The sequence below is a fragment of the Bradyrhizobium pachyrhizi genome (assembly GCF_001189245.1).
Classification (GTDB): domain Bacteria; phylum Pseudomonadota; class Alphaproteobacteria; order Rhizobiales; family Xanthobacteraceae; genus Bradyrhizobium; species Bradyrhizobium pachyrhizi.
In genome coordinates this window covers 3,915-28,003 of record NZ_LFIQ01000092.1, presented here as the reverse complement: position 1 = coordinate 28,003, position 24,089 = coordinate 3,915, and the positions used below count along the sequence as shown (strand labels likewise).

27 protein-coding genes, 1 tRNA gene and 1 riboswitch are annotated in these 24,089 nt (G+C 65.4%); of the genes, 11 read left to right on the top strand and 17 right to left on the bottom strand.

The genetic code is table 11. The features are described from left to right. Positions 1-265 precede the first annotated feature (265 nt). The 4 genes from AKL29_RS22745 (at position 266) to AKL29_RS22730 (ending at position 2,025) form a co-directional block, all read left to right on the top strand. On the top strand, positions 266-1,081 hold the full coding sequence (locus tag AKL29_RS22745; protein ID WP_028337638.1) for an AraC family transcriptional regulator: 816 nt from the start codon (positions 266-268) through the stop codon (positions 1,079-1,081). Positions 1,082-1,177: 96 nt separating this feature from the next. Beyond that, a complete protein-coding gene (locus AKL29_RS22740; protein WP_028337637.1) occupies positions 1,178-1,405 on the top strand; it encodes a hypothetical protein in 228 nt (75 codons plus the stop codon). 85 nt (positions 1,406-1,490) lie between these two features. After that, a complete protein-coding gene (locus AKL29_RS22735; RefSeq protein ID WP_028337636.1) occupies positions 1,491-1,709 on the top strand; it encodes a hypothetical protein in 219 nt (72 codons plus the stop codon). Positions 1,710-1,722: 13 nt separating this feature from the next. Further along, positions 1,723-2,025 carry a hypothetical protein gene (locus AKL29_RS22730; protein WP_050385697.1) on the top strand — a complete coding sequence of 101 codons (303 nt, stop codon included), beginning with the start codon at positions 1,723-1,725 and terminating at the stop codon, positions 2,023-2,025. Between the two features lie 433 nt (positions 2,026-2,458). Here AKL29_RS22730 and AKL29_RS46335 read toward each other — a convergent pair whose 3' ends face one another. Further along, positions 2,459-2,581: a hypothetical protein gene (locus tag AKL29_RS46335; protein WP_256438759.1), complete on the bottom strand. Its 123-nt coding sequence runs from the start codon at positions 2,579-2,581 to the stop codon at positions 2,459-2,461. 218 nt (positions 2,582-2,799) lie between these two features. Between AKL29_RS46335 and AKL29_RS22725 the strand changes: the two genes are divergently transcribed. Beyond that, on the top strand, positions 2,800-5,064 hold the full coding sequence (locus tag AKL29_RS22725; RefSeq protein WP_167350417.1) for a cation:proton antiporter domain-containing protein: 2,265 nt from the start codon (positions 2,800-2,802) through the stop codon (positions 5,062-5,064). Positions 5,065-5,127: 63 nt separating this feature from the next. Here AKL29_RS22725 and AKL29_RS22720 read toward each other — a convergent pair whose 3' ends face one another. Then, positions 5,128-5,574 carry a hypothetical protein gene (locus AKL29_RS22720; protein ID WP_018272072.1) on the bottom strand — a complete coding sequence of 149 codons (447 nt, stop codon included), beginning with the start codon at positions 5,572-5,574 and terminating at the stop codon, positions 5,128-5,130. Between the two features lie 212 nt (positions 5,575-5,786). On the opposite strand from AKL29_RS22720, the gene AKL29_RS22715 reads away from it, so the two are divergent. Then, the gene (locus AKL29_RS22715; RefSeq protein WP_028337633.1) at positions 5,787-6,059 is read left to right on the top strand and encodes a hypothetical protein; all 273 of its coding nucleotides are present in this window, start codon (positions 5,787-5,789) and stop codon (positions 6,057-6,059) included. Between the two features lie 100 nt (positions 6,060-6,159). Next, positions 6,160-6,236: transfer RNA gene (locus tag AKL29_RS22710), tRNA-Arg, on the top strand. Positions 6,237-6,517: 281 nt separating this feature from the next. Here the strand turns inward: AKL29_RS22710 and AKL29_RS22705 are convergent. Beyond that, complete coding sequence (locus AKL29_RS22705; RefSeq protein ID WP_050385696.1) at positions 6,518-7,528, bottom strand: helix-turn-helix domain-containing protein; 1,011 nt, start codon at positions 7,526-7,528, stop codon at positions 6,518-6,520. Positions 7,529-7,684: 156 nt separating this feature from the next. Between AKL29_RS22705 and AKL29_RS22700 the strand changes: the two genes are divergently transcribed. Further along, a complete protein-coding gene (locus AKL29_RS22700; RefSeq protein WP_050385695.1) occupies positions 7,685-8,830 on the top strand; it encodes an alkane 1-monooxygenase in 1,146 nt (381 codons plus the stop codon). A 26-nt stretch (positions 8,831-8,856) separates the two neighbouring features. Here AKL29_RS22700 and AKL29_RS22695 read toward each other — a convergent pair whose 3' ends face one another. The 6 genes from AKL29_RS22695 to AKL29_RS22670 form a co-directional block, all read right to left on the bottom strand. Beyond that, the gene (locus tag AKL29_RS22695; RefSeq protein ID WP_152977720.1) at positions 8,857-9,840 is read right to left on the bottom strand and encodes a class I SAM-dependent methyltransferase; all 984 of its coding nucleotides are present in this window, start codon (positions 9,838-9,840) and stop codon (positions 8,857-8,859) included. A gap of 5 nt (positions 9,841-9,845) precedes the next feature. Beyond that, a complete protein-coding gene (locus AKL29_RS22690) occupies positions 9,846-10,217 on the bottom strand; it encodes an SANT/Myb-like DNA-binding domain-containing protein (RefSeq protein WP_016846479.1) in 372 nt (123 codons plus the stop codon). 224 nt (positions 10,218-10,441) lie between these two features. Next, the gene (locus tag AKL29_RS22685; RefSeq protein WP_028337629.1) at positions 10,442-10,735 is read right to left on the bottom strand and encodes a hypothetical protein; all 294 of its coding nucleotides are present in this window, start codon (positions 10,733-10,735) and stop codon (positions 10,442-10,444) included. Positions 10,736-10,959: 224 nt separating this feature from the next. Further along, on the bottom strand, positions 10,960-11,388 hold the full coding sequence (locus tag AKL29_RS22680) for a zinc-ribbon domain containing protein (protein WP_193395243.1): 429 nt from the start codon (positions 11,386-11,388) through the stop codon (positions 10,960-10,962). A 227-nt stretch (positions 11,389-11,615) separates the two neighbouring features. Further along, complete coding sequence (locus AKL29_RS22675; protein ID WP_050385693.1) at positions 11,616-12,068, bottom strand: MaoC/PaaZ C-terminal domain-containing protein; 453 nt, start codon at positions 12,066-12,068, stop codon at positions 11,616-11,618. Between the two features lie 63 nt (positions 12,069-12,131). Next, on the bottom strand, positions 12,132-13,061 hold the full coding sequence (locus tag AKL29_RS22670; protein ID WP_050385692.1) for a bifunctional 5,10-methylenetetrahydrofolate dehydrogenase/5,10-methenyltetrahydrofolate cyclohydrolase: 930 nt from the start codon (positions 13,059-13,061) through the stop codon (positions 12,132-12,134). A 15-nt stretch (positions 13,062-13,076) separates the two neighbouring features. Further along, positions 13,077-13,156, bottom strand: a riboswitch (ZMP/ZTP riboswitch). Positions 13,157-13,373: 217 nt separating this feature from the next. Here AKL29_RS22670 and AKL29_RS22665 point away from each other — a divergent pair. After that, positions 13,374-13,781 (top strand): hypothetical protein, encoded by a 408-nt coding sequence (locus tag AKL29_RS22665; RefSeq protein WP_050385691.1) that lies wholly within the window; start codon positions 13,374-13,376, stop codon positions 13,779-13,781. 120 nt (positions 13,782-13,901) lie between these two features. Here AKL29_RS22665 and AKL29_RS22660 read toward each other — a convergent pair whose 3' ends face one another. After that, positions 13,902-14,429 (bottom strand): hypothetical protein, encoded by a 528-nt coding sequence (locus tag AKL29_RS22660; RefSeq protein WP_051376370.1) that lies wholly within the window; start codon positions 14,427-14,429, stop codon positions 13,902-13,904. Positions 14,430-14,644: 215 nt separating this feature from the next. After that, positions 14,645-15,280, bottom strand: a complete 636-nt coding sequence (locus AKL29_RS43705) for a hypothetical protein (protein WP_193395241.1) — start codon at positions 15,278-15,280, stop codon at positions 14,645-14,647. Between the two features lie 262 nt (positions 15,281-15,542). On the opposite strand from AKL29_RS43705, the gene AKL29_RS22650 reads away from it, so the two are divergent. Further along, positions 15,543-15,926 carry a VOC family protein gene (locus AKL29_RS22650; RefSeq protein WP_026192879.1) on the top strand — a complete coding sequence of 128 codons (384 nt, stop codon included), beginning with the start codon at positions 15,543-15,545 and terminating at the stop codon, positions 15,924-15,926. Between the two features lie 15 nt (positions 15,927-15,941). Here AKL29_RS22650 and AKL29_RS22645 read toward each other — a convergent pair whose 3' ends face one another. Next, the gene (locus AKL29_RS22645; protein ID WP_410712072.1) at positions 15,942-16,373 is read right to left on the bottom strand and encodes a hypothetical protein; all 432 of its coding nucleotides are present in this window, start codon (positions 16,371-16,373) and stop codon (positions 15,942-15,944) included. Between the two features lie 237 nt (positions 16,374-16,610). Here AKL29_RS22645 and AKL29_RS22640 point away from each other — a divergent pair, with 237 nt between their 5' ends. Further along, positions 16,611-16,961: a GrlR family regulatory protein gene (locus AKL29_RS22640; protein WP_026192881.1), complete on the top strand. Its 351-nt coding sequence runs from the start codon at positions 16,611-16,613 to the stop codon at positions 16,959-16,961. 101 nt (positions 16,962-17,062) lie between these two features. Here AKL29_RS22640 and AKL29_RS22635 read toward each other — a convergent pair whose 3' ends face one another. The 5 genes from AKL29_RS22635 to AKL29_RS22615 all read right to left on the bottom strand — a co-directional run bounded on the left by AKL29_RS22635 (position 17,063) and on the right by AKL29_RS22615 (position 24,074). Continuing rightward, positions 17,063-19,744, bottom strand: a complete 2,682-nt coding sequence (locus AKL29_RS22635; RefSeq protein WP_050385688.1) for a PAS domain S-box protein — start codon at positions 19,742-19,744, stop codon at positions 17,063-17,065. A 148-nt stretch (positions 19,745-19,892) separates the two neighbouring features. Next, positions 19,893-20,864, bottom strand: a complete 972-nt coding sequence (locus tag AKL29_RS22630) for a Bug family tripartite tricarboxylate transporter substrate binding protein (protein WP_050385687.1) — start codon at positions 20,862-20,864, stop codon at positions 19,893-19,895. Between the two features lie 138 nt (positions 20,865-21,002). After that, on the bottom strand, positions 21,003-21,911 hold the full coding sequence (locus tag AKL29_RS22625) for a DMT family transporter (protein ID WP_050385686.1): 909 nt from the start codon (positions 21,909-21,911) through the stop codon (positions 21,003-21,005). Positions 21,912-22,317: 406 nt separating this feature from the next. Further along, positions 22,318-23,115 carry an NUDIX hydrolase gene (locus AKL29_RS22620; protein ID WP_028337620.1) on the bottom strand — a complete coding sequence of 266 codons (798 nt, stop codon included), beginning with the start codon at positions 23,113-23,115 and terminating at the stop codon, positions 22,318-22,320. 2 nt (positions 23,116-23,117) lie between these two features. Beyond that, complete coding sequence (locus AKL29_RS22615) at positions 23,118-24,074, bottom strand: dihydrodipicolinate synthase family protein (RefSeq protein WP_028337619.1); 957 nt, start codon at positions 24,072-24,074, stop codon at positions 23,118-23,120. Between the last annotated feature and the right edge of the window lie 15 nt (positions 24,075-24,089).

Below are 24,089 nucleotides of genomic sequence, written 5' to 3'. Positions count from 1 at the left end.
CGCCGCGCTGATCCCGCTGGTCTCACCGATCATGCCGAGCATCGGCGCGACGCCGGTAATGGGCGCGCGGAGCGTCGAGGCGATCAGCAGGATCCCCGTCAACAACAGCCCCTGCCCGCCCAGCGTGCGCATCGGCGCAATCATCGTCATCGCATGCTCCTGGCCATCTGCATGCACCAAGCTATCGACTTGGCTGTCGGAAGAATTTACATATCTATTCTATCGATCGCTAAATTCGGTCACTCGACGGGTTTCCAGCTCCGTTATGGGCTTTCAACTTCGCTATCCCTGGCCGGACCTTGATCCGGATGACGTCGCGGCGGCGGCCATCGCCGTGCGCCTCGACGTCACCGACAACAAGGTCGAGGCGGCCGAGCACGCGCACCGGAAGGGACAGCTCGTCTTTGCGCTCGGCGGCGGCGTGATGTGTCGCGTTCCTAACGGATTGTGGATGGTGCCGCCGCATTGCGGCGTCTGGCTTCCCGGCGGCACGCGCCACACCAACATCGCAACCGCCAATGCGCGGATCTTCTTCGTCTTCATCGAGCCCGGTGCCGCCGACCTGCCCGACCGCTGCTGCACATTGTCGATCTCACCCTTGCTGCGCGAGCTGATCATCGCGCTTTCCGACCGCATGCAGCACGACGGCGGCAGCGAGACGCTCGTTGCGCAATTGCTGCTGAGCGAATTGCCGCGCATGCCGCTGCAGCAGCTGCATCTGCCGATCTCGCCCGAGCCACGCTTGCGACGGATCGCGGCAGCGCTCGCCGATGATCCGGCCGATCGCCGCACGATGGCCGAATGGGCTGAACGCGTGGCGCTGAGCGAGAGCAGTCTGGCGCGTCTCATCCTGAGGGAAACCGGCCTGACATTCGGGCGCTGGCGCCAGCAACTTCATTTGATCGTCGCGTTGCGCGAGCTCTCCGCCGGCGCGAGCGTACAGCAGGTCTCGTCCGCACTCGGCTATGAGTCCGTCACAGCCTTCATCACCATGTTCAAGAAGGCGCTCGGCAAGCCACCGGCGAAATATCTCAGCGATATCATGCAAGGTAGCGGCTCGGCGTTCGCGGCTGGTGGGTGAATTTAGGAACACCGGTCGGCAACGGACGTTTTCGACATATCGGGCGAACGAGACACGCGAGCCGCCTGCGTCGAGCCAATGCATCGAGGATGCCAGATGCCCTACGCGCTATTCGATCGCGACAGACAGATCGACAAGGCTTTTCCGACGGAGAAGCAAGCGTGGGAACATGCACTGATCTGCGGGCTGATCTTCGACGTTCCGGTCGCGGATGAAGCGCCGGGCCAGGTGCTGCCGGCCGGCTATCACATGAAGCGAATTCCCGGCGACGGCGAAGTCTTCGAACCAGCGCCCGAATGGAAGTTACCGAACGAAATTTCGTGATCGGCCCGCGGCAGGGTTGCCGGTTGCGATCGTGACGTTGCGCGATAAGTAACGTCGAACCGGACCAACAATTCAGGGTGAGCGCATGGCCGAAACCGGCAAGATTTTTCACGTTCGCTGCGTCGACAACACGTTGCAGCGGGACACGCTGTCGCTCGGGCGCGTCTACGAGGTGACAAGGGATATCGAACGTGACGGCTATTACGAGCTCAGCGGATTGGGCCGCTTCAGCCGATCCAGATTCGAGGTCGTCGAGACGAGCGACGACACGGCCGAAGTCCGACAGACGTCTCGATCAAAATAGACCGGAGAGCGCGATGCCCAGAGGCGACAAGTCGAGTTATACCGACAAGCAGAAGCGGCAGGCCGAGCACATCGAGGAAGGCTACGAGACGCGTGGTGTTCCGGATCGCGAGGCCGAGCGGCGCGCATGGGCGACCGTCAACAAGGAGACCCACGGCGGCAAGAAGAGCGGCTCCGGCCGCGGCACGCGCGAGGATCATTCCCCGTCGCGCAAGGGCGGCAAGCTCGGCGGCAAGGCGGCCGCGAGCCGCCCCGCGGCGGAGCGGTCGCGCTCGGCGAAAAAGGCGGCACGCACCCGCAAACGCCGGGCCGCTTGACCGGCCGCGGGCGCCCCCGCAGACAGCAAGACAATACCGCACGCCCGAGCATGATCCGGGAAAGTGCGCAGCGATTTTCCGAAAAAATCATGCTCAAACAATGAGCTAAAGCGCGATGACGACGGGACCCGATCTCATCGCGCCTTAGGCGACGGCTCGCAAATGCGTGATCGGGCGCCACCACCGGTTGCCTTCATTTCGGCACCTATCGGGAACAGGCTGTCAGGCCAGGAAGCAAAAGCGAAGCAAAGGCGGCCACCGCAGGGGGTGCCTGCAATTGACGTATCGGTCCCATAGCAGTTGGCAGGACGTGGATTTGCGCAATCTCGTCCGGGTCATATCGGCCTGCACCCTCGGGCTTTGGGCATTTGCGGCCGGCCTCCTGATCGGGACCTTCCTGCTGTGATGGATCGGTGCGGCACGCGCCGCCTGCCTACCCGCCGCTCAGGTGATGCGCGGCGACGAACAGGACGAGCGCGCTAAGCACCAATGCCGATGTGGCGCCGGCAACGCTACGCGCGAGTTCAGCCTTCGAAAGATTGGATCTGGTTGCCATCGCAGCCTCCCGTTCGCGCGAGCTGAGCCACAGCCGCTCCGGCGGTCAGGCTCGCTCATGGAGACATTCGCATCACCAGGATGAACGCATCATGAGCGAAACGAACCGCCGGTGCGTCCGTTCCAAAATCTGACCCAGTGGATCACTTTCGGAACCCGGGCGTTGACCGCATGCGGCAAGCCGGCCGAGCCGCGCTGGAATTGGAAATCGGAGATACCATGGTGATCCGCTGGGGGCGGCTTCAACCGGCGATTTGGGCGACCGTCATCCTGCTCGTGAGCATCACGGCAGCCGACGCCGCGGGCGACAAGGCGAGCAAGCCATCCGAGTTCATCCTGCTCGTCCAGATCGCGCTCCTGATCGCGGTCGGGCGCGGTCTCGGCGAATTGATGCAGCGGATCGGCCAGCCCTCCGTGATCGGCGAACTGCTCGGCGGCCTTCTGCTCGGACCGTCGCTGTTCGGCTGGCTGTGGCCGTCGGCGCACGGCGTGATCTTTCCGCCGTCCGGCGAGCAGAAGGCGCTGATCGACGGCATTGCGCAGTTCGGCATCCTGCTCCTGTTGCTGCTGACGGGCATGGATACCGACCTCAAGCTGGTGCGGAAGGTCGGCCGCGCCGCGACCACGATCTCGGTGGCGGGCATCGCGGTGCCGTTCGTGTGCGGCTTCGTGCTCGGCGAATTCCTTCCCGACGGCCTGCTGCCGCATCCCGAAGCGCGGCTGATCGCCTCGCTGTTTCTCGGCACGGCGCTGTCGATCTCCTCGGTGAAGATCGTCGCCGTCGTGGTGCGCGAAATGAACTTCATGCGCCGCAATGTCGGCCAGATCATTGTCGCCAGCGCGATCATCGACGACACCCTCGGCTGGATCATCATCGCTGTCATCTTCAGCCTCGCCTCGCGCGGCAGCCTCGATATCCTCTCGGTCGCGCAGGCGCTGTTCGGCACCCTGGCCTTCCTCGCAGCCAGCTTCACGATCGGCCGGCGGCTGGTGTTCCGGTTGATCCGCTGGGCCAACGACAATCTGGTCTCTTCGGCGGCGGTGATCACCGTGATCCTGCTGTTGATGAGCGGGATGGCGATGATCACGCACCTGATCGGCGTGCACACCGTGCTCGGCGCTTTCATCGCCGGCGTGCTGGTCGGGGAATCCCCGATCCTGACCCGGCAGATCGACGAGCGGCTGCGCGGGCTGATCTCGAGCCTGTTCATGCCGGTATTCTTCGGGCTCGCCGGCCTCAGCGCCGACCTCACGGTGCTGAAGGATCCGTCGGTGCTGGGGTTGACCGCGGCGCTGGTGCTGATTGCGAGCATCGGCAAGTTCGGCGGCGCCTTTGTCGGCGGTGCGCTCGGCGGGCTGACCCGGCAGGAGTCCTATGCGCTGGCGAGCGGCATGAATGCGCGCGGCTCGACCGAGGTGATCATCGCCACCATCGGCCTGTCGATGGGGGTGCTGAGCCAGACCATGTTCTCAATGATCGTGACCATGGCGATCCTGACCACGATGGCGATGCCGCCGATGCTGCGCAGCGCGCTGGCGCGGCTGCCGCTCGGCCAGGACGAGAAGGAGCGGCTGGAGCGCGAGGAATATGAGCAGCGCGGCTTCGTGGCCAATCTCGAGCGGCTGCTGCTCGCGGTCGACGAGAGCAGCAACGCGACATTCGCCGCGCATCTCGCCGGCCAGCTCGCCGGCGGGCGCGGTCTGCCGATCACGGTGCTGCATGTCGGCGCCAACGCCAAGCTGCAGGAGAAGAACCGTGCCGATGAGGAGAGCCCCGAGGCGGCGGTCATCAACGCGGCCAAGGCGAGCGCCGAAGCCGATGCCGACGGCGGCGGCAATGTCGACGTCATCAGCCGCGCCCGCGAGGAGACGGCGGCGGAGGCGATCGCCGAGGAAGCCAAAAAAGGTTTCGACCTGCTGGTGGTCGGCATGGACGCGGTCGCCGGCCCCGATGGCGGCTTCGACCGGCAGCTCGACGACCTGACCTCCGGCTTCGACGGCCCGCTGGCGATCGCGGCCGCCAAGGGCGTACACGAGAAAGAGCCGACGGCGAATGCGCGGAAGATCCTGGTGCCGGTCTCGGGCAGCAACGTCTCACGGCGCGGAGCCGAGGTCGCGATCGCGCTGGCGCGCCTTTCGAGCGAGCCGCTGCAGGTGGTCTATGTCTCGACCACGCGCGACAAGGGCGCCCGCCGCACCAGCCCCAGTATGTCGCTGGCGCATGAGGAAGCAATCCTGAAGGACATCGCGGCGACCGCGGCGCGCTACGACATCAACGTGACGACGCGGCTGCGCGCCAACACCGCACCTGAGGTCGCGATCCAGCAGGAGATCGCGTCAAGCCGGGCAGACCTCGTTGTGATCGGCGTCGACCGCATCCAGGGCGACAGCCTGAATTTCGGCAGCGTCGCCACGGCCGTGCTTGGCAAGTCGAAGGCGTCCGTGCTGCTGGTGTCGGATGGCGACGTCAGGCCCAGGACCTGAAATCCCAAGACTTGAAGCCCCAAGAGAGACCTGGGGAGGTTCGAAGCGCGAGCGCGTCCGCGCCTACCACTCTTCCGGACAGGGATCGACGATCTTCCAGAGATCGACCCCGTTCTTGATCTTCTTCATCTCGGTGGTGAGCCCGCCATTGCGGCGGATCCAGTCCTTCACCGTATCGGGGTAGTAGGACATCAGATCGGAGGTGCCCTCGAGGCTGGTGACCTTGATACCGAAGGTGAAGGCCTTGTCGTAATAGGCCTGGTGGAAGCCGATGCTGGCCCGCGGCGTGACGCAGATCTTGTTCAGCGGCACGATGCCGAACACCAGCGTGCAGGCCGAGTTGCAGATGCCGTCGATCACGACGCGCTCGCGGCGCTCGCGGATCTGCTTGTACTTGGCCTTGTACTCCTCGACATAGCCGCCATGGTCGCGCGTGATGTGCAGCACCGCCCGCGCGGGCGTCGCGGCCAGAACCGAGAGCAGCAAGGCGACAAGGGGCGTGATGCGCATGGATCGTTCGAAACCGCGGGAAAGGCCGGGCCCGGGCGGACCTGACCGCAAGACTCTGGCCGGACTGTGTTGGCAATCCGTTAAGCATCCGCAAAAAGGCAAAATTTGGCGCGCTGTGACTGATTTCCCGCAGCTTTTGGCCCCGATTCCAGGTTAAATGGGCCCCGGGGCGGCCCACAATGCCGATTCCCGTAAATGACCGGAGGCCGCCCATGACCAAGACCAAGCTTTTCGCCGCCCTCGCTCTGGCCGTGATGGCCCTGACCCCGGCGGCTGCGGCCGACCTCACGGCCCATCCGCGCCACCACCGGCATCACCACCACGCCCATTGGGGCCTGCCCTACCACATCAGCTATTTGCACAATTACGGCCCCGGCCCGACTGCCGGCACGTTCGCCTATTACGATGGCTCCCCGCGCAACAAGTGCTACCAGGGCGCGGCCGCCTATATCGGCCAGGACCACCGACGGCATCCCTGCTTCTGACGGCTTTAAGGGAGAGGACCGCCGGGGCGCCGGCACCGCCGGGTGCCGCGCTTCGTGCCTGCTGGCCCTCCCCGCCCAAGTCTGATAATCGACCCGCAACGCGCTCGTAGCTCAGCTGGATAGAGCATCGGATTTCGATTCCGAGGGTCGGGAGTTCGAATCTCTCCGAGCGCGCCATCATTTGGACGCCCCCGTGGCAGCGTGCGACGGCAGCCACGAAACCATTTTCACCAGCGGACGAAACCTGGCGGAAACATTTGACCGGTACCACTTCTCCCAAACAATAATGGGGAAGTGTCATGATGGAAGCGACCATTGTCGCGCTGCTGCTCCTCAGCGCCGCTGTGTTTTTTGCTCACGCCTACGACGCCCTGCATACGCATTGACGGGATCGGCATCGTTTAAGTCTGCGTACCGTCCACCAGGTCTGTGGGCTTGCGCGAGGCGTCAACCGCGCCCTAACCCCGCCCGCCCTTCTCTCCGAACCACCGCCGGCACGCCCGGCTGAAGCTCGTCGCATCGGTGTAGCCGAGCGCGGCCGCCATTTCGTCGCGCGATTGGGTGCCGGCCGCGAGCATGATCCTTGCGCGCGCGCGCAGCACGCCGTCGAGCAGCGGGCGGAAGGCGCTGCCGGTCTCGGCGAGCCGCCGCACCAGCGTTCGCCGCGAGGTGCCGACGAGGCGCGCGGCCTCCTCCTCAGCGAGACGCCGCGGCAGGCGGGCCGCGATCAGGCGCTCGACGATCCCCGCCAGCGCCGTGGTGTCGGGCTGCGGATTTTCGATCGCCTCGAGCGCTTCGATGGCCTTGGCGTGCAATTGCGGATCGGCAAACGGCGACGGCCGCGCGCCAAGCGCTTTCGGTACCTCGAAGATGAAGGCGGCAGCGTTGAACTTCACCGCGCAGGAATAATGCTCGAGCAGCCGCTCCGCGCCCGCAGGCGGCGGCCAGGGAAATTGCAGCGTCGCCTCACCGATCGCATCCTCGAGCAGCTGGACGTACACCGCGTGCACGTTGAGGCTGACCGCCAGCGCCACGGCGTGCCACAGCGCTTCGTCCATCGCGACGGCGGGAGAGATTTCGATCTGGATCGCGCGCGCGGTCTTGCGGAGCCGGTTGCGGACGAAGGGCGCGCGGGTCGACCCGAAACGCACGCCGGTCGCCAACGCATCCGCGATGGTCGGAGCCGTCCTGGTCGCGACGTCGAGCGCGCCTTGCAGCGATGTCGACCACACCGTCGCGGCCGACAACGGCCACAGTTCGCCATGCCGGCGGGTGATGTTGGCCGCCAGCACCACCAGCGAGGATACCGGCATGTGAGCGCCGGGCTGGTCGAGCGCGTCGAGCCGAATTCCGGTGCCCTTCAGCAGATCGTCGCGATCGCTTCGCGTCTGGCCAAATGCCCGCACCAGGGCCCGCGCATAGGCCGCGGACACCGGCGTGCGAAGGGTATCGGATTCCGATCCGTGCATGGCGTCGGCGACCTCCCCCTCGCGAGCGTCCGGCCGAACAGGCTTGGCGCAAAATGCCACAAGATTGGCCTGTTGTGAACTGGCGGCGCAGGCCCGCCTCGCGGCATGCTCGGCCCAATAAAACGCCGCCTCGCAAGAGACGCTGGAGGGAATGCGATGATCTTCACGGGCACCAATGCTGCTGGCGAAACGATCACCTACCGGGACGGCAAACGCTATCTCTGGATGCTCTCGTTCATTCCGCCGCTGATCCCACTGTTGTCTTACTGGCTGTTCCTGCGGACGCACAATGCGCTGGTGACGCTGATCCCCTTCGTCTTCATCTTCATCCTGATCCCGCTGCTCGACGTCGTGTTCGGCGAAGACACCCACAATCCGCCGGCGGAAGTGGTCGCCGCGATGGAGGCCGATCCCTATTACCTGCGGCTCGCGCGCATCACCGTGGTGTTTCCCTGGATCAACTACGTCGCGCTGATTGCGTTCTTCGGCACCCAGGATCTGCCGTGGTGGTCCTATGTCGCCTTGCTGCTCGGCGTCGGCACCATCAATGGCGGCGCGCTGTTGATCGGGCACGAACTCGGCCACAAGCCGGACAGGCTCAACATCCTGTTCGGCATGCTCGCCAACTGCGCGGTCGGCTACGCGCATTTCCGCGTCGAGCACAATCGCGGCCATCACACCTGGGTCGCAACCCCCGAGGATCCCGCCAGCGCGCGCTTCGGTGAATCGATCTATGCGTTCGCAACGCGCGAGCTGCCCGGCGCCTTCAAGCGCGGCTGGCGCAATGAAGCCGAACGGCTGACCCGGCGCGGCGAGCCGGTCTGGTCGGTCAACAACGAGATCCTGCAAGGCTTTGCGCTGACGCTCGTCGTCGCGGCCGTCCTGATCGCGCTGTTCGGCTGGAAGGTCGCGCCCTTCATCGTCGCGCACCATTTCCTCGGCTGGTACGCGCTGACCCAGGCCAACTATGTCGAGCACTACGGGCTGCTGCGCGAGAAGCTGCCGAACGGCCGCTACCAGGCCGTCGAGCCGCGCCACTCCTGGAATACCAACCACATCGTCTCGAACCTGATGACGTTCCACCTGCAACGTCACTCCGACCACCACGCCAACCCGATGCGCCCCTACCAGTCGCTGCGCGATTTCGACGACATCCCGCGGCTGCCGAACGGCTACACCGGCATGTTCGGGCTGGCGGCGATCCCGCCGCTCTGGTTCCGCGTGATGGACCCAAAGACCCTGGCCTGGGCCGGCGGCGACAAGAGCAAGCTGAACCTCCGCGATCGGCCCGCGAGCTCGTGATCGCGGCGATTGCCCGGCTCCCGGTCCTACATCTGCGCCGATCGCCGCTTCATGGCGCCGATGCCGAGGAATGAGCCATTCACCGACGGATACTGGCTGGTGAATTCGAACGTATCGAAGCTTGGCGCTTCCAACTGCTTCAGCGCCTTCCAGAGCAGCGTGGTATCGGGACAGGCCTGGGAATGGATGTCATGATGCACGATGATGCGGGCGTGGGAACGCACCAGCAGATGATCCTGTAGCGCACCGCGCAGGCTGTGATCGCCGTCGATAAAGACGAAGTCCGGCTTCAGCCGGTCGACATGCGCACCGACCAGCGGGGAGGTCGAAAAATCCTGCATGTAGATCGGTTCGATAGCGGCCTGCTGCTGCAGCAGATCGAAATAGGTCGAGATAAAGGGCGTCGGCGCGATCGGATCGAGTGCAATCACGGTCTTCAGGTCGGCGCCGCTGTTCCTGAGCCACTCAGTAACAAGGATGAACATGCCGCCCCAGCGGCAGCCGATTTCCATGTACGAGGAGACGCCGGACGAATTGCGGGCAAGCCAGGCGAGGTATGGCGCAAGCTGGTTCGGGTATTGCCAAAGGTGGAGGCCCTTGCCGAAGTTCGGCGCCAGTTCCGGCGGCTGCTCATGAAGCAGTTCGTCATTGAGCCCCAGTGCCGGGATGAATTCGCGTTCGAGGAAGTCCACGTCGGTACGCTGAGCCGGATTCAACCCGGCGATCGCATTGATCGCGTCACCGACGGTGACAGCGAGATCGGCGAAACGCTGGTATCGGTCGGCTTGGTATCGGTCGGCTTGGGCTAGCTGGGCGTTGAGCATCGGCGCAATCGGATCGGTGGGCTGAAGAGGACACAGAGAGGCCGCAGGTCGTCGTGCCCCCCGATGATTGAACGGACGGGGCGTCCGTCTCGGGCGCGAAATCTTACATTCGGTCGCGAATGGTCCGCCTTCCCCGCCGGATGCGCAAGCCGCTTCGGCATGGCGCGCCCGGCGTGCAGCCGGCATTCCTTTCAGCCGCTCGGAATCTTCCGCCGCACGGCCTCCACGCCGGCATCGGTCACGTTGTATCTGCGCCCCATCTCCGGGACGATCCAGCCCTTCTCGATCATTCCGGCAATGGTGCTCGGGCCGACGCCCGCGGGAAACGGACGGCGGTTGCGGATTGCGTCGATCGCGACCCGCTCGAGATGGGTGGCGACATGCGAGGGGCGCGCGCGAAACGCCTTTGCCATGATCAGGACCGACAGGACCTCGGCGCGCCGGCGCACGGCCGAAGCGCTGCGGGTCAGTTCGTTGCTGATCTCGAGAGCGTTCTTGCCGGCCCTGGCGAGTTCTCTGAGCTTCTCGTCCTCGTCAGGGCTCCAGCGCCGCACGATCCCCATCTGCCCCTCACCGCCTGGATACCCATCTCAAACCGATGCATACGCAGGCGGCGCTGATTTGCCATGTGACTTTCGGCACCTCTTGATGTGACGTCGGGGCTGTCGCCACCAGGACGGCCGATCGCGGCTGCCGCGCGATGCAGCACAAAGAGCATGATCCGATTGAATCGGATCATGCTCTCAATCCCCTTGCTTGGTTGCGTTTGCTTGCGCGCGAAAACGCTTCAGTGCTTGCTGGGTTCAAGCGCGATGAGCACGCCGGTCGGCTCCGGCTCGTGCGGCCGAAGCGACGTCAGCTCCGGATCGCTCCATTCGGCGAGACTGACGACTTCGCCGGTCTGCCCCGACATGTCGGAGGTCTGGGCAGGTTCGAGCACCTTGAGCCCGCTGGTGTCGACGAAGAATGTGTGCTCACCGAACACGCTGTTCAGTTGCGCCACGGCCGGGTGATCGTCCGGAAGCACCTGGGCATTCAGTTGCGTCATGGTCTGCTTGACTTGCGTGGAATTGAGTTTCATCCGCTGCTCCTTCTCGTTGGTTCCGGCCGCGATGGCTTCCTTGACAGGTTTCCTTGACAAGTTTTCCTTGGCTGGTTCCTCCCCGCCCGCACCCCACATCGGGGGCTTCAAGGTCTCGAACCGATCAGGCACCGAAACGTTCCGCACGCGCGACGCATTGACCGCCTGCGCAGCGGTTCCCCGCGTATCGGACGTGAAGTGCGACTCTGAAGTCACGCCCATCGCTACGAGACGGGAGGCTTCTTCCTTGCGAGCCCTTCCAGATGCACACGGCGCGCGGCGGATTTGCGCGCACGCTCCTTGCTGCGGCAGGCCCGGCAGCGCGCCGCCTTGGTGAACACGTCGCCCTTGGCGGTCTCGTACCACCACTTCTGCTGCAACGGCGTCCAGACCTCGGCAACGCCGCAGTCCTTGCAGACGAAAGGCTCGGGTCGATAGGTTCCGCGCAGGACGAAGTCGGGGGTCGAATAGCTGTTCGAAGGCGCCAGCGCGCTCGTCACCACGGCAACCTCGCCGCGCGCCAGCGCAATCTTGTACTCATGGAGACGGCGCTGTTCGGCGGCGCGCTGCGCCTGCATGCGGCGCCACTCCTCGGCCTTGCGCCGCTTGGCTTCGATCTCCCCGCGCTTCCGCTTGTTGCTCTTCACGCCCATCTTCACGCCCACATCCGTCCAGGCCGATGCCCCACAGCGCGTAGCTGAACCAACTACCGGGCAGCACGACCTCGTCGATGATGACGTCATTGATGCGCTGCTGTTCTGCCGCCGGCTTGTCATAATTGCCGCAACATTGCGCGACGACAAGGTCGCGTGCGGGGAACACGTAGAGGCGCTGACGGCCGTCCGAGGCGGATGACTTCGGGATGCCCCTCAGGCCGCGCCTATGCCCGCCCCTGCTCCGCCGGCCGCATGCGGATCAGCGCGTCGAGCACGAGGACAAGAACCGGGCGCTGCTCGTCGTTGACCAGCTCCGTCTTGAAGATCACGACAGCGTCGCGCCGCTCCGGCCTGATGGTGATCTTCTGGATCTGGGATTGGCCGGTGAGCGTGGCGCCGGGCCGAACCGGGCTCGGCAGGCGAATCTCGAAGCTCCGCCCGACGATCCCCGCCACCTTGGTCCAGATCGCCTCCACGACGAGCCGCTGATAGATCGCAATGGTGTTGAAGCCGCTTGCGATCAGTCCGCCGAACGGGCCGGCCGCAGCCGCGACGGGATCGGCATGGATCGGCACCGGATCATATTTGCCGGCGAACTCCAGGATCTCGGCCTCGCCGATCGTATAGCTGCCAAGCTTGAACGTCTGGCCCTCGGTGAGATCTTCCGCATACAGCATCGGGCGCCTCCATCTGTCGCGCGACGATAGACGAATGGTGCGGGCTTTCCATTACCCCGGACGTCATGAACTTCGCGCGCGATACGCGAGCGACACCCGCCCCTCGCATATCGCCGCAGGTATCCCGCGCCATTGCAGCCGGGCCGCCCTCGCCTTTGCGGCCTTCAGCGTGTTTTCCATCAGGCAGGCGATCGTCATCGGGCCGACGCCGCGCGGCACCGGCGTGATCGCACCGGCGACCTGTACCGCCTCGTCGAACGAGACGTCGCCGCACACCGCATAGCCGCCGTCCGGCTTCTCGACACGCGTGGTGCCGACATCGATGACGATGGCCTGCGGCTTGATCCAGTCGCCGCGCACGAGGCCCGCCTTGCCCACCGCGCTCACCAGGATGTCGGCCTCGCGGCAGATCCTGCTGATGCCGCGGGTGTGGATATGGGTCTGGGTCACGGTCGCGTGCTCCTGCAGCAGCAGCGCGGCCATCGGCTTGCCGACGATGTTGGAGCTGCCGATCACCACGGCATGGGCGCCGGTGAGGTCCGGCAGGGTCGATTTGATCAGCCGGAGACAGCCGAGCGGCGTGCACGGCACCAGCGCATCGTCGCCGTGAAACAGCCGGCCGGCGTTCAGGGCGTGCAGGCCGTCGACGTCCTTGGCGGGATCGACCGCCGCCATCACGCGCAAGGCGTCGATATGCGCCGGCAACGGCAGCTGCACGAGGATGCCGTCGATATCGTCGCGCGCATTGAGCGCCTCTACTCCGGCAAGCAGATCGGCCTCGCTGGCATCATCCGGCAGGCGTGCGACCTCGCCGCGCAGGCCGAGCCGTCCGGCCATCCTGACCTTGCTCTGCACATAGATCTGGCTCGCCGGATCACAGCCGACCAGCACGACCGCAAGCCCCGGCGCGCGGGGCAGCCGGTCGAGTTCGCCAGCAATCTTGTCGATGACAATTTGGGCATGTGCATGCCCATCGAGAATGTTCGCCGTCATGGCACCTCCGTTTCGAAGCGGTGCCCAGGCGCGCGGCGTTCAGTCTCTGCGCTCCCCGATGGTGGTCCATCCAAGCGCCAGTCGCGCAGATGGCGTCGTCATAGCCGCCCCGCCGGGCAAAGGCAATTCACGCTCTCCCGCGGGTCGAGCGGCGACGAATTGCCCTCACTTTTGCCGGTGGATCGGTGCCGGGCGGGTCACCTCTGGGGGTAGGATTCGGGCAAGACTTGCGTTAAGTCTCGGCGCTTGCCGGGCTTTTCCGATCCCCGGCGCCATCCTTCCGGTCATCACGCCATTTCGGACATTTTCGACATGAGACATATCATCCTCGCGCTGGCGCTCTTCTGCCCGGCTGCCGCGCTTGCCCAAGGCATCACGCCGGCCCCCGCCGACGCCGACAAGCCGGCGGCGACCTCGCAGCCGATGGTCGGCGACAAGCCGCTGGTCCAGGTCGGCAAGAAGTCGGCCGCCAAGAAGGGCGAGAAGCCTGCTGCGCCCGGCAAGCCGCAATCGGTCGCCCAGAAGCTTCAAGCCTGTCAGGACATCGACGACGCCACCAAGGAGCGGCTGATCTGCTACGACGAGATCTTCAAGCCGCAGCCGAAGCCGAAAGCCGCCCCGGCCAAGGGCGTTAACGATTGCCGCTTCGTGAAGGAAGAGGACGAGCGGCTGACCTGCTACAACGGCTTCGCGGACAAGATTCCGCGCCTGCCGCGCTAAAGGTAGCGGGCGGCACTCGGACGCCTTCCCGCATCCGGCGAGGTGCCTGATCGCGGACGTGAAAATGCCGCCGCAAGTGTTTGCGGCGGCGGATCGATTGCCGACTGCGGCAGCCTTTTCTTACCAAGTCCCGAAGCCGCCGAAGAAGCCCATGCGCTGCTGCTGCTGCGCGACGCGGTAAGGCTGATACATGCCGGGCTGCGCCAGCCGCATCGGCTGCTGGGGATGGGCATGGTAGCGCGCGACCTTGCGCTTCTTCGGCGCCTGAGGCTGGGCCTGCGCCGGTTGTTCAGCCGATTTTGCCTCAGCCGCGACCTTCTGCGCATCAGCCTTCTCCGGCGGAATGAACTGGGCGAACGTATTGCGGACGCGGGCTTGCGCCGACGCATCGCCCGTAGCCGACGGGACGGCCGCGGCGACCGCGTTGACCTGCGCTGGAACAATGGTCGGCAAATTGGTGTCGTAGACCACCCGCTCGGGCAATTTCTGGGTCGACTTGATGCGCACCATGGTCTTGTCGACACCCGACGACGACAGTCCCTGGGCCTGGCCGGCGACCACGGCCTCCTGCGGCACGATGGCATTGACGACGAAGAGTAGCGCGAGCAGCACTCCACCAACGAACAGGAAATAACGCGCCACAGGCATTTTGGTAGCTCCCCCCGCGCAGCAGGGCGCGGTTCATCTCGGCGCGACGACATCAGTCATCGCGCGGGCGATTTCATCGTCTGCGCATGATCACCCGGACGCTATCCGCGCTCCCGGGTCGGTCACTAACGGCTGGTTTATTAGTTAGTTCCGGCCCGGCCGTTACGGTTCACCCGGCAGGTCAATTTGCGGTCACTTTTTCGAGATGCCGGGAATTAAAGGCGGCTGGCCGTCACGACCGAGCATTTCGCCTTGTTTGCGTTAACGTTGACGAACCCGACCAACATCTGCGAGTAGGTCTTGCGGCTTTTCATGGCGATGGTGTCGGAGATCAGCCGCTTGCGCTCGGTCAGCGGCCGACCGTCCCGGCGGATGAAGGCGCAGGCGATCTCGATATCCTTGACGGCGAAATCATTGGCATTGCGCAGCGTCAGGGTGACCAGCGCCTTCGAACCCAGCCCGCCGCGCCGCCACGATTGCGAGGCGATCCGCAGCTTGTCCAGCGGCGACCTTTCAGCGCCAGGCCCGGACGGCTTGGCCTCCTCTGCTCCCTGTGGGGCGGCGGCAACGCCGACAGTAGTCGGCTCGTCCGCCGGTGCGGCCAGCGCATCCCTCGCGGTCTGATTTGTGATTTGGGCGGGTTGCACAGCGGTCGGGGCATTCTGGGCGGTACGGATCATGGAGGACACCGGCCAGATATCCTGGTCTCCGGCGTCGCTCGGCTCGGGGAGCATGAACCATGCGGCGATCCCGGCGAGCGCAATCAGCGGCAGCAGCAGGCTGGCGTAGAAGCCCCCTTCACCGAGACGTCCGGCGGCCAACCTCCGAAACGACGCCAAGCCGATCCGCATCGTCGTGCCCTCACCCTGGCAGCCTGATCGGGCCGCCCCCCACACAGAGAGGAAGCCGCACCGCGCGGCTTCCGGGACGGCCGCAGGTCGAGCGGCCACGCGAAGACAATCGCTGACGGCCGCAATGGTTTCATTCCGGGACGACAATCTTGCGGCCGGCAGCACGGAGGGATGGCCTCACGGCCGGCCGCTCGCTAAGTTCGCGCCGCCCGAGAGCGAGTGCCGCGCGCCGAAGCGGCGCGAGAACAGCAAGGAGATCGCAATGCCTGTCGTCACCTGGGACCACGTCCACCTGCGCAGTCCCGATCCCGAGGCCACTGCGACCTGGCTGCGCGACATTCTCGGCGGCGAGATCATCCGCGGCCCCGGCCGCATCGACGTCCAACTCGGCGGTGCCAAGGTGTTCATTGCGGAGGTGACCCAGGGCGACGGCGTCAACGCCGCGCCGGTGACGCCCTATCAGGGGCTCGATCATTTCGGGCTCACGGTGAAGGACATCGACGCGGTCGCGGCCGAGATCAAGGCCAAGGGCGTCGAATTCACCAAGGAGCCGACCACGATCCGTCCGGGCGTGCGGATCTGCTTCATCCGCGGTCCGCAGGGCATCTCGATCGAACTGCTCGAGCGCGACCAGAAATACGTCTGAGCCACGCGTGCGGCGCTAAGTCATGCTGCCGGGCATGAAGCAGCGGATCGTCACGCCCATGTAGCTGGGAATCGGCCAGACCATGGCGCGGCCGACCCGGTTGGGCTCGGTGACCACGGCCTCGTCGGGGACATCGATCCACGCCCCGTCGAGGCGCACACGATAGTGCCCGTCCTTGGATTCCCAGTCGACATCGCTGACCGCTGTACCGTCGGCATCCGAACAGCACGGCCCTTTGCCGCTGCGCAGGCCGTCGAACCATTCCTTCAGCGGCGAATTGGCGTAGCGGCCGTCGGGATCGCGCGCCTGCGCGATTCGCATGGCCGCGACCAACACCAGCGTTATCAGCACGAGGGATACGATCATGTGGCCCGCATAGCGGGCCGGAGTTCCATTGAGCCTGCGAGGGCGTGCCCAATGGCCGCCGGATTCAATCCAGTCAGACATGTGTTTGCTCCAGCACTCACCGGCCAGTGCAACCAGAGCTATGCATTTCGCGGGCCACTTTGATTCGCGCGTACGGTCCGCTGTCATCGCGCCGTCACACTGCCTGGCAGGAACCGAGGGTGTCACCCGAACGCGGAACACCCGGGAATCAACCTGCCGCATTGCACGAGGTTGCTCGCTTTGGCATAAAAAACCAACTGGCTTGCCGTGGGCGCGGCGGCCAGCAATCGGGACATCATGAAGAACGGACTTTACTCAATTCACGTCACCCTGCTGGACGGTCGCGTCGGCAAGGGCAGCGGCGTCATTCTCTTCCGCGACGGCCAGATTCTGGGCGGCGACGCCTATCTTTACTACACCGGCAGCTACACGGTGAAGGGCGATGCCTTCAAGGGCGAAGTCCTTGTGCAACGCCACACGACGCCGCGCGACACCGACAACCCGCTGTTCGGCGGGCCCGCGCCCGTCGGCATCGGCGTCTCCGGCACCTTCACCGACACCCGCGGCACCATGAGTGGGACCGCGCTGGTCGGCAAGGCGAGCCTGATCTTCGGCGCCACGCTGCACAAGCTCGCGGATATCAATTAGCGGTTTGAAACTCGCTGCGAGATCCGTCATCCCCGCGCAAAGGCTTTGCGCGGGGATGACGGAACGAGAGCGAGCGCGCGGCTGGCCATTTCGCTTCGTGCCTACTCCGCGGCCTGCTCCAGCGGCGCGACGCGCGGCAGGATCATCTGGATGCGTGTGCCGTTGCCCGGCGCGGAATCCAGCGAGAGCCGGCCGCCGAGCCGCGTGGTGACGATGCTGTAGACGATGTGCAGGCCGAGCCCGGTGCCGCCCTGATCGCGCCGCGTCGTGAAGAACGGATCGAAGGCGCGGCGGCGCACGTCGAGACTCATGCCGCAGCCATTGTCGGCGAAGATCACCTCGACATTGTCGCCGCCTGCGGCGTGGACCTGGATCTCGACCTCGCCGGCCTTGCCGTCCGGGAACGCATGCGCGACCGCGTTGAGGAACAGATTGGTCAGCACCTGGCCATACGGTCCCGGATAGGAATTCATGATCAGGTTCGGCTCGCAATCGACATTGAGCGTCAGATTGTGCTTGCGCAGGCCGGGCCTCAGACTCATCACCACCTGCTCGGTGAGATCGCCGAGGTCGAAGGTGCGCTGGTCCGAATAGTTGCGGTCGGCGGCGACCTGCTTGAACGACTGGATCAGTTCCGCGGCGCGGTTGAGATTGGCGACGAGTTGCGAGGAGGCATCGCGCGCCGTGTTCAGGAAATCGTTGAGGCTGGAGCGGCGCAGGTCGCCGCGCTCGACCTGGGTGGCGAAATTCGCGGTCTTGCGCTCCAGCGCGGACGCCACCGTCAGGCTGATGCCGACGGGATTGTTGACCTCATGGGCGACGCCGGCCACCAGGCGGCCGAGCGCGGCAAGCTTTTCGGCCTCGATCAGCGAATTCTGGGTTTCCCGCAGATTGCGCAACGCGGCCTCCGCGGAATCCCTTGCCTTGCGCATCTCCTGCTCGGAGCGCTTGCGCTCGCCGATGTCGAGCGCGACCGTGACGATGTTCTCGATCTCGCCTTGCGCATCGAGGATCGGCAGCTTGTTGACCAGCCATTGCCGCATGTTGCCGGCGACGTCCTTGTACTCCTCTTCATAGAAGCCGAGCTCGCGCCGCGCCGACAGGACGCGCTTGTCGTTCTCATCGGTCTTGGCCGCGCCGTAGCGCGACATCAACTCGCCGGTGGTCTGGCCGATCGCATCCTGCGGCTCGATGCCGAAGATCCCCGCCATGTAGCGGTTCATCAGCACGTAGCGCAGGTCGCGGTCCTTGACGTTGATGACGGCGGGCACGGTGTCGATGACCATCTGCAACAGCCGACGGCCTTCGGCGATCGCGTCTTCGGCGCGCTTCTGGTCGGTGATGTCGCGCACCGTGCCCTCGTAGCGGATCACTTCGCCCGCGTCGTTGCGGACGACGGTCGCCGAATCGGACAGCCACAGCACGGTGCCGTCGCTCGCGCGCACCTGGTACTCGTAGTCACGCACCGTGCCGTCGCGCTGCATCAGCTGCTGGTACTGCTCGCGCGCCGCCGGATCGAGGTAGACGGTGGTGGCGATGTCGTCGATGCCCTTGATCAGGTCCTGCGGCGTGGCATAGCCCATCATCCGTGCCAGCGCCGGATTGGCGTTGAGCAGCGCGCCGCCCGGCGTCGTGACGTAGATACCCTCCACCGACGCCTCGAACAGCTTGTGGTAGCTCTCTTCGGCAAGCCGCTGCTCGGCGAGCGCGCGCAGCGCCGCTTCGCGCGCGCTGTCGGCGTCGACCAGGGTCTGGCGGAACACTTCGGCGGCGCGCGCGATGTCGCCGATCTCGTTGTCGAGGTCGGCGCCGGGAATGAACGCGCTCTTCTCGCCGCCGGCGACCTTGCGGATCGAGCCCGCGATCCTGGCAAGCGGGCGGACGGTGCGGCGAACCACCAGCACCGACGCGAACAGGCCGATCAGCACGCCCGCCGTGCCGAGCACGATGCTCTGCCATTTCGCTTCAGCCAGCGTCCGGGCAAAATCGCGCGACAGCACATGGCCGCGGCGAGAGCTGAGCTCGCGCAGCAGCTCGGTGACCTTCTGGATCAGCCGTCCTTCGGCGCCGAGCACCTCCTTGTCAATGTCGGCGATCTGGCCCTCACGCACCGAGACCGCGATGATCGCCTCGGCATAATTGTCGACGGCGCCGCGCAGCGCGGGATCGGAGATGGTCATAGCCCGCATGCTCTGCGCGGCCTGCTCGGCGGCCGACGTGTTGTGCGCCAGCAGCGCGGTGGCAATCCGGCTCTGGGATTGCGACAGCGCATTGGCCAGCGCCGCATCGTTGCTCGCGGCGACCGCCTTGTCGAAGGCATCGCGCAGCGGCGGCAGCCCGGCGACCAGCTCGGCGCGGCGGCTGAGCAGCGCCGAGATGCGCTCGATGCCGTTGCGATAGGTCGCCAGCCGCTGGGTGACGCCGTCGATCATGTCCTGCTGCTCGGGCGCCAGCTTGATGCGGGTCTTTTTTAGAATCTCGCTCAGCGACTGGGCCGCCTCCGCGACCTGGACCGACTGGCTGCCCGGCTCGGTGACGAAGTCGCGCGCCGCCAGCCGCAGCTCGTTCATGCGGCGGTCGATATCCTCGGCGATGTCGCCGACGCTCTGCAGCCGCTGCAGCTCGGCGAAGGTCGTATCGATGTGGCGGATCGCGATCACGCTGGCGGTGGATGTGATGATGATCACAGCCAGGACCAGCAGGAAGCTGCCGAACGTGAGCTGGCCAATGGAGAGGGAGAACGCACGCGGCGCTTGCGAATTCGGCGGCAATTCAGCGGTCATGTCATCAAGGCCGGGGTCCAATGCGCCCTAATATACGGGAAATTACGGGCTTTGGGGAAACATGCTGCACGGCCCAACCCGCCGGCGGTGTGACCGGCGTCACCCCGGGCGGGTGCCGGTGGTCGATTCCGGCACAGGCAGCGTCGGCCTAGTCCGGCGGGATGCCAGCCTCCTTGACCACCCGTGCCCAGAGGGCGACGTCCGCCGCGATGACGTCCGCAAAGCGCTTCAGTGGCGCGCTCCGGGCGTCGCAACCGGCAACATCCAGCTTCTTCCGCACCTCGGCGGAGGCCAGCGCAGTTTCCAGCGCCGCGCTGATGCGTTCGACCACCGGCTGCGGCGTGCCCGCCGGCACCACGAAGCCGAACCACGGCGTCACCTGGGCCTCGGCAAACCCCTGTTCGGCCATGGTCGGCACGTCGGGAAAGTATTTCGAACGGCCGTCGCTGATCGCGCCGATGATCCGGATGCCGCCGGACTGCACCTGGGCCAGCGCCTGGTTGGCCGACAGGAAGCTCGAGTTGATCAGGCCGCTCGCGATATCGGGCACCATCTGCGGATAGCCGCGATAGCCGATCGCGGTGACGTCGATGCCGGCGAGCCGCTTGAACAGCTCGAAGCCGAGATGGCCGGTCGAGCCCTTGCCGGGATGGCTGTAGTTCAGCGTCCCCGGCTTGGCCTTGGCCAGCGCGACATAGTCGGCGACGGTCTTCACCGGCAACGAGGTCGGCACGATGAAGAAGTTCGGGGCGAGACAGATCTGCCCGACCGGCACGAAATCCCTGACCGGATCCCAGCGCAGCTGCGTGTTCAGCGCCGGGCTTGCGGTAAAGAAGGTCGTCACCAATAGCCATGTGTAGCCGTCGGGAGCGGCGCGTGCGACCTCCTCGGCCGCGATCGAGCCATTGGCGCCGGATTTAGCCTCGACGACGATCGTCCCCTTCCACTGCTCCTGCATGTCCTGCGCCATGATGCGCGCGAACACGTCGGCGACGCTGCCCGGTGCGTAGGGAATGACGATGCGGATCGGCCGGTTCGGGAAGTCCTGCGCGCGCACCGTGCCCGCCATCGCCAGCAACGCCAGGCACGCACCGGCAATGAGGCTGACCCGCTGCAACATCGTCTCGTTTCCCGCCCAGTGATCTCGTTGCGGGCAGCATGCAGGCATTGGCCGGCGGCAGCAAGGCGCCGGTTTCAGCGGGCGAAACTTCAGGCGGTGGCGGCCCTTCGCGCCGGAATCGTCATCGCGGCGATGACCTCAGGCCGTGGCGACTCTTCGTGCGGGAATCGTCATCGCGGCGACACCGATCACGACGCAGGCGAGCCCGATCCATGCCGTCGGGCTCAGCCGTTCGCCCAGCAACATGACGCTGAGCGCAACCCCGATCGGCACCCGCAAGTAAGCTTGCGCGGTGGTGCCGACCGAGCCGAGGGTCTGGATCAGGCGGAAGTAGATCACGAACGCGATCGCGGTCGAGAACACTGCAAGCGCGAGCAATGCGGCGAGCGACGTCGTCGACGGCGACAGCGTCCAGGGCCGCTCGACGGCAACGCTGAGCGGAACGAGGATCGCAGCGCCCGCGATCAGCGAACCCGCCGCCGGCGCCATCGGATCGAGCCCCTTGAAGCCGCGGCTGAAGATCGCGGCACAGGCATAGCAGATGGTGGCGGCGACGATCGTGACCTCGGCTACGATCCCCTGCCCGAGATCGCGGAACGCATCGACGCCGACGATCAGGCAGATGCCGGCCATGCCTGATATCACCCCGAACAGCTTGCGCGGGCTCGCGGCCTCGTGGCGGGTGATCGCGGTGGTGAACAGGAAGGTGAAGATCGGCGAGGCCGAATTGAGGATGGTGGCGAGCCCCGCATCGACGAAGCGCTCGCCCCAGGCGATCAGCGTCCACGGGATCACGCTGTTGAGGCAGGCCTGGAAGATGAAGCGGCGCCAGGTCGCGCGATCGGTCGGCATCGTCACGCCGCGCATCCGCATGATGACGAGCAGCAGCAGCCCCGCGATCGCGGTGCGCGCCGCGATCAGCGTGATCGGCGGGATGGTCGCGACACCGAGCTTGATAAAGGTATAGGAGCCGCCCCACAGTGTGGCGAGCGCGACCAGCAAGGCGAGCTCGAAGGCCATGCTCGGCTGTCGTGGAGTGGTGGTCATTGGCGGGATTCCGTCTCGATGGTTGAGACGGAAGCTACATCGATGTGAGTGTGTGATCCTTCGCTACAGACCGAAGTGTGGTTAGAAAGCGCCTCGCTTTCCCATCGTCGTCCCGGCGAAAGCCAGGACCCATTACCACAGGGTTGTGCTGTAAGAAAAAGGTGCGGCCCCAGCGTCGCTCAACAATGAACGTCGGTGGTTATGGGTCCCGGCTCCCGTGCGCAATTGCGCACTAAAGCATGATCCGGAAAAGTGCGAAGCGGTTTTCCGAAAAGATCATGCTCAAACAAGGAGCTAAAGCGCGACGACGATTCAACCTAATCTCATCGCGCTTTAGGCCGGGACGACATTGAATGTGTTGCGCCGCCCGTGAGTCACGCACACGCCATCTCTCAGGACGACGGACCTACCCCAACGCTCCGACGTCGAACACCTCGCCGTCGTACCCCGCTTCCTTGGGAATGCGGAGCTGGCGACCGGTGGCGGTCTTGGTCATCACGGGCATTACGGCGACAATCGACTTGCCCTCGCTGTCGGCGAGCGCGGCGCCGACGTTCGGCTGCTTGCCGAGCCGGATCAGGTTGCGCGTGGTCGGGAACGGCAGCTTGAAGCGCCCGCTCTCGCCGCCTTCCAGCGCCTCGCGCGTCGACACCCAGATCGAGTCCGTCGATTCCTTGCCGTCATGGGCGCCGAGCTGTTCGGGCGGCGCGGCGGCCAGGAAGAACCAGGTGTCGAAGCGCTTCGGCATGCCCTCCGGCGTGATCCAGTGCGCGTACGGCACGAGCTCATCGAGCGCGAGCACCATGCCGTTGTCGGTCAGCACCTTGAGGAAGCTGATCTTGCCTTCGTTCAGCGCCGCGCGATGCGCGGTCGCGATCTCGTTCGCACGCTTGGCATCGACCAGATCCTTCGAGCCTACCGGCCGCGCCAGCAGGATGCCGCTCTCCTCGAAGGTCTCGCGGATCGCCGCGATGCGGAAGCCGAGCGCGTCGCCGTCGAGCCCTTCCCCGCCGGAAAAGAGCGCAGGATCGGCGGCGATCTCCTTGTCGTTCTTGTCGACGCTGCCGCCCGGAAACACCAGCGCACCCGAGTTGAACTCGATCTGGTGATGGCGAACCATCATGAAGACTTCGATTTCAGACGACGCTCCATCCCGCAGCAGCAGCACGGTCGAGGCAAGACGGGGGGCAACGATCTCGGTCATGATTAGCCTGCTGCACTGGATTGCGGTTGCAGATTGGCGCGGCGATCGACGCGCGCCACACGGGACAAGAGATAGTCGACCTCCGCCCTCGCCTGTGGCGTGATGACCGCACCTGGCTTGCGCTGGGCGCTGGAGGAGATGATGCCGCGCTTCTGCAGCACGTATTTGCGCACGGTCAGGCCGACGCCGGGCTGCTGCTCGTAGCGGATCAACGGCAGATGCGCATCGAACAGATCATGCGCGGCATCGCGCTTGCCGGCCTTGGACAGGTTGACGACGTCGATCAGCAGCTCAGGAAAGGCATAGCCGGTCATCGCACCATCGGCGCCGCGCTCCATCTCGAAATCGAGGAACAGGCCGCCATTGCCGACCAGGATCGACAGCGGCCGCAGCGAGCCGTCCTTCTGGAAGTTGCGCAAGGTCGAGATCTTCTCCAGGCCCGGCCAGTCCTCGTGCTTGAGCATCACGCAGGACGGCGAATCCATCACGATCTTGCGGATCACGGCCGGCGTGAACACGACGGTCAGCGTCAGCGGATAGTCCTGCAGCACCCAGGGAATGTCGTCGCCGATCGCTTCCTGCGCCTGCTTGAAATAGCTGATGATCTGGTCGTCGGTACGCAGATGCGGCGGCGGCGCGATCATGACGCCGGCGGCGCCCGCATCCATCGACTTCTTCGCCAGCGAGCGCATCGTGGCAAAGCCGGGCGCCGAGACGCCGACGATGACCTGCAGCTTCTTGGCGCGCTTGACGAAGCGCAGCGCGACCTGCTCGGCCTCGGCGGCGTCGAGCTTCGGCGCCTCGCCCAGGATGCCGAGCACGGTGACGCCGTCGCAGCCGACATCGGTATAGAAATCGGTCAGCCGGTCGATCGATGCCTCGTCGATGCGGCCGTCATCGTGGAACGGCGTCGGCGCGATCGCAAAGGTTCCTGCGGCCTGAGCGGTGAGTTTGGTCATGGCTATCCTCTTATC

What these genes read in the sequence shown, in the direction of transcription:
- AKL29_RS22745 (WP_028337638.1), top strand. Translation starts at nt 266, where the DNA reads ATGGGCTTTCAACTTCGCTATCCCTGGCCGGACCTTGATCCGGATGAC.
- AKL29_RS22740 (WP_028337637.1), top strand. Translation starts at nt 1,178, where the DNA reads ATGCCCTACGCGCTATTCGATCGCGACAGACAGATCGACAAGGCTTTT.
- AKL29_RS22735 (WP_028337636.1), top strand. Translation starts at nt 1,491, where the DNA reads ATGGCCGAAACCGGCAAGATTTTTCACGTTCGCTGCGTCGACAACACG.
- AKL29_RS22730 (WP_050385697.1), top strand. Translation starts at nt 1,723, where the DNA reads ATGCCCAGAGGCGACAAGTCGAGTTATACCGACAAGCAGAAGCGGCAG.
- AKL29_RS46335 (WP_256438759.1), bottom strand. Translation starts at nt 2,581, where the DNA reads ATGGCAACCAGATCCAATCTTTCGAAGGCTGAACTCGCGCGTAGCGTT.
- AKL29_RS22725 (WP_167350417.1), top strand. Translation starts at nt 2,800, where the DNA reads ATGGTGATCCGCTGGGGGCGGCTTCAACCGGCGATTTGGGCGACCGTC.
- AKL29_RS22720 (WP_018272072.1), bottom strand. Translation starts at nt 5,574, where the DNA reads ATGCGCATCACGCCCCTTGTCGCCTTGCTGCTCTCGGTTCTGGCCGCG.
- AKL29_RS22715 (WP_028337633.1), top strand. Translation starts at nt 5,787, where the DNA reads ATGACCAAGACCAAGCTTTTCGCCGCCCTCGCTCTGGCCGTGATGGCC.
- AKL29_RS22705 (WP_050385696.1), bottom strand. Translation starts at nt 7,528, where the DNA reads ATGCACGGATCGGAATCCGATACCCTTCGCACGCCGGTGTCCGCGGCC.
- AKL29_RS22700 (WP_050385695.1), top strand. Translation starts at nt 7,685, where the DNA reads ATGATCTTCACGGGCACCAATGCTGCTGGCGAAACGATCACCTACCGG.
- AKL29_RS22695 (WP_152977720.1), bottom strand. Translation starts at nt 9,840, where the DNA reads ATGCCGGCTGCACGCCGGGCGCGCCATGCCGAAGCGGCTTGCGCATCC.
- AKL29_RS22690 (WP_016846479.1), bottom strand. Translation starts at nt 10,217, where the DNA reads ATGGGGATCGTGCGGCGCTGGAGCCCTGACGAGGACGAGAAGCTCAGA.
- AKL29_RS22685 (WP_028337629.1), bottom strand. Translation starts at nt 10,735, where the DNA reads ATGAAACTCAATTCCACGCAAGTCAAGCAGACCATGACGCAACTGAAT.
- AKL29_RS22680 (WP_193395243.1), bottom strand. Translation starts at nt 11,388, where the DNA reads ATGGGCGTGAAGAGCAACAAGCGGAAGCGCGGGGAGATCGAAGCCAAG.
- AKL29_RS22675 (WP_050385693.1), bottom strand. Translation starts at nt 12,068, where the DNA reads ATGCTGTATGCGGAAGATCTCACCGAGGGCCAGACGTTCAAGCTTGGC.
- AKL29_RS22670 (WP_050385692.1), bottom strand. Translation starts at nt 13,061, where the DNA reads ATGACGGCGAACATTCTCGATGGGCATGCACATGCCCAAATTGTCATC.
- AKL29_RS22665 (WP_050385691.1), top strand. Translation starts at nt 13,374, where the DNA reads ATGAGACATATCATCCTCGCGCTGGCGCTCTTCTGCCCGGCTGCCGCG.
- AKL29_RS22660 (WP_051376370.1), bottom strand. Translation starts at nt 14,429, where the DNA reads ATGCCTGTGGCGCGTTATTTCCTGTTCGTTGGTGGAGTGCTGCTCGCG.
- AKL29_RS43705 (WP_193395241.1), bottom strand. Translation starts at nt 15,280, where the DNA reads ATGCGGATCGGCTTGGCGTCGTTTCGGAGGTTGGCCGCCGGACGTCTC.
- AKL29_RS22650 (WP_026192879.1), top strand. Translation starts at nt 15,543, where the DNA reads ATGCCTGTCGTCACCTGGGACCACGTCCACCTGCGCAGTCCCGATCCC.
- AKL29_RS22645 (WP_410712072.1), bottom strand. Translation starts at nt 16,373, where the DNA reads ATGTCTGACTGGATTGAATCCGGCGGCCATTGGGCACGCCCTCGCAGG.
- AKL29_RS22640 (WP_026192881.1), top strand. Translation starts at nt 16,611, where the DNA reads ATGAAGAACGGACTTTACTCAATTCACGTCACCCTGCTGGACGGTCGC.
- AKL29_RS22635 (WP_050385688.1), bottom strand. Translation starts at nt 19,744, where the DNA reads ATGACCGCTGAATTGCCGCCGAATTCGCAAGCGCCGCGTGCGTTCTCC.
- AKL29_RS22630 (WP_050385687.1), bottom strand. Translation starts at nt 20,864, where the DNA reads ATGTTGCAGCGGGTCAGCCTCATTGCCGGTGCGTGCCTGGCGTTGCTG.
- AKL29_RS22625 (WP_050385686.1), bottom strand. Translation starts at nt 21,911, where the DNA reads ATGACCACCACTCCACGACAGCCGAGCATGGCCTTCGAGCTCGCCTTG.
- AKL29_RS22620 (WP_028337620.1), bottom strand. Translation starts at nt 23,115, where the DNA reads ATGACCGAGATCGTTGCCCCCCGTCTTGCCTCGACCGTGCTGCTGCTG.
- AKL29_RS22615 (WP_028337619.1), bottom strand. Translation starts at nt 24,074, where the DNA reads ATGACCAAACTCACCGCTCAGGCCGCAGGAACCTTTGCGATCGCGCCG.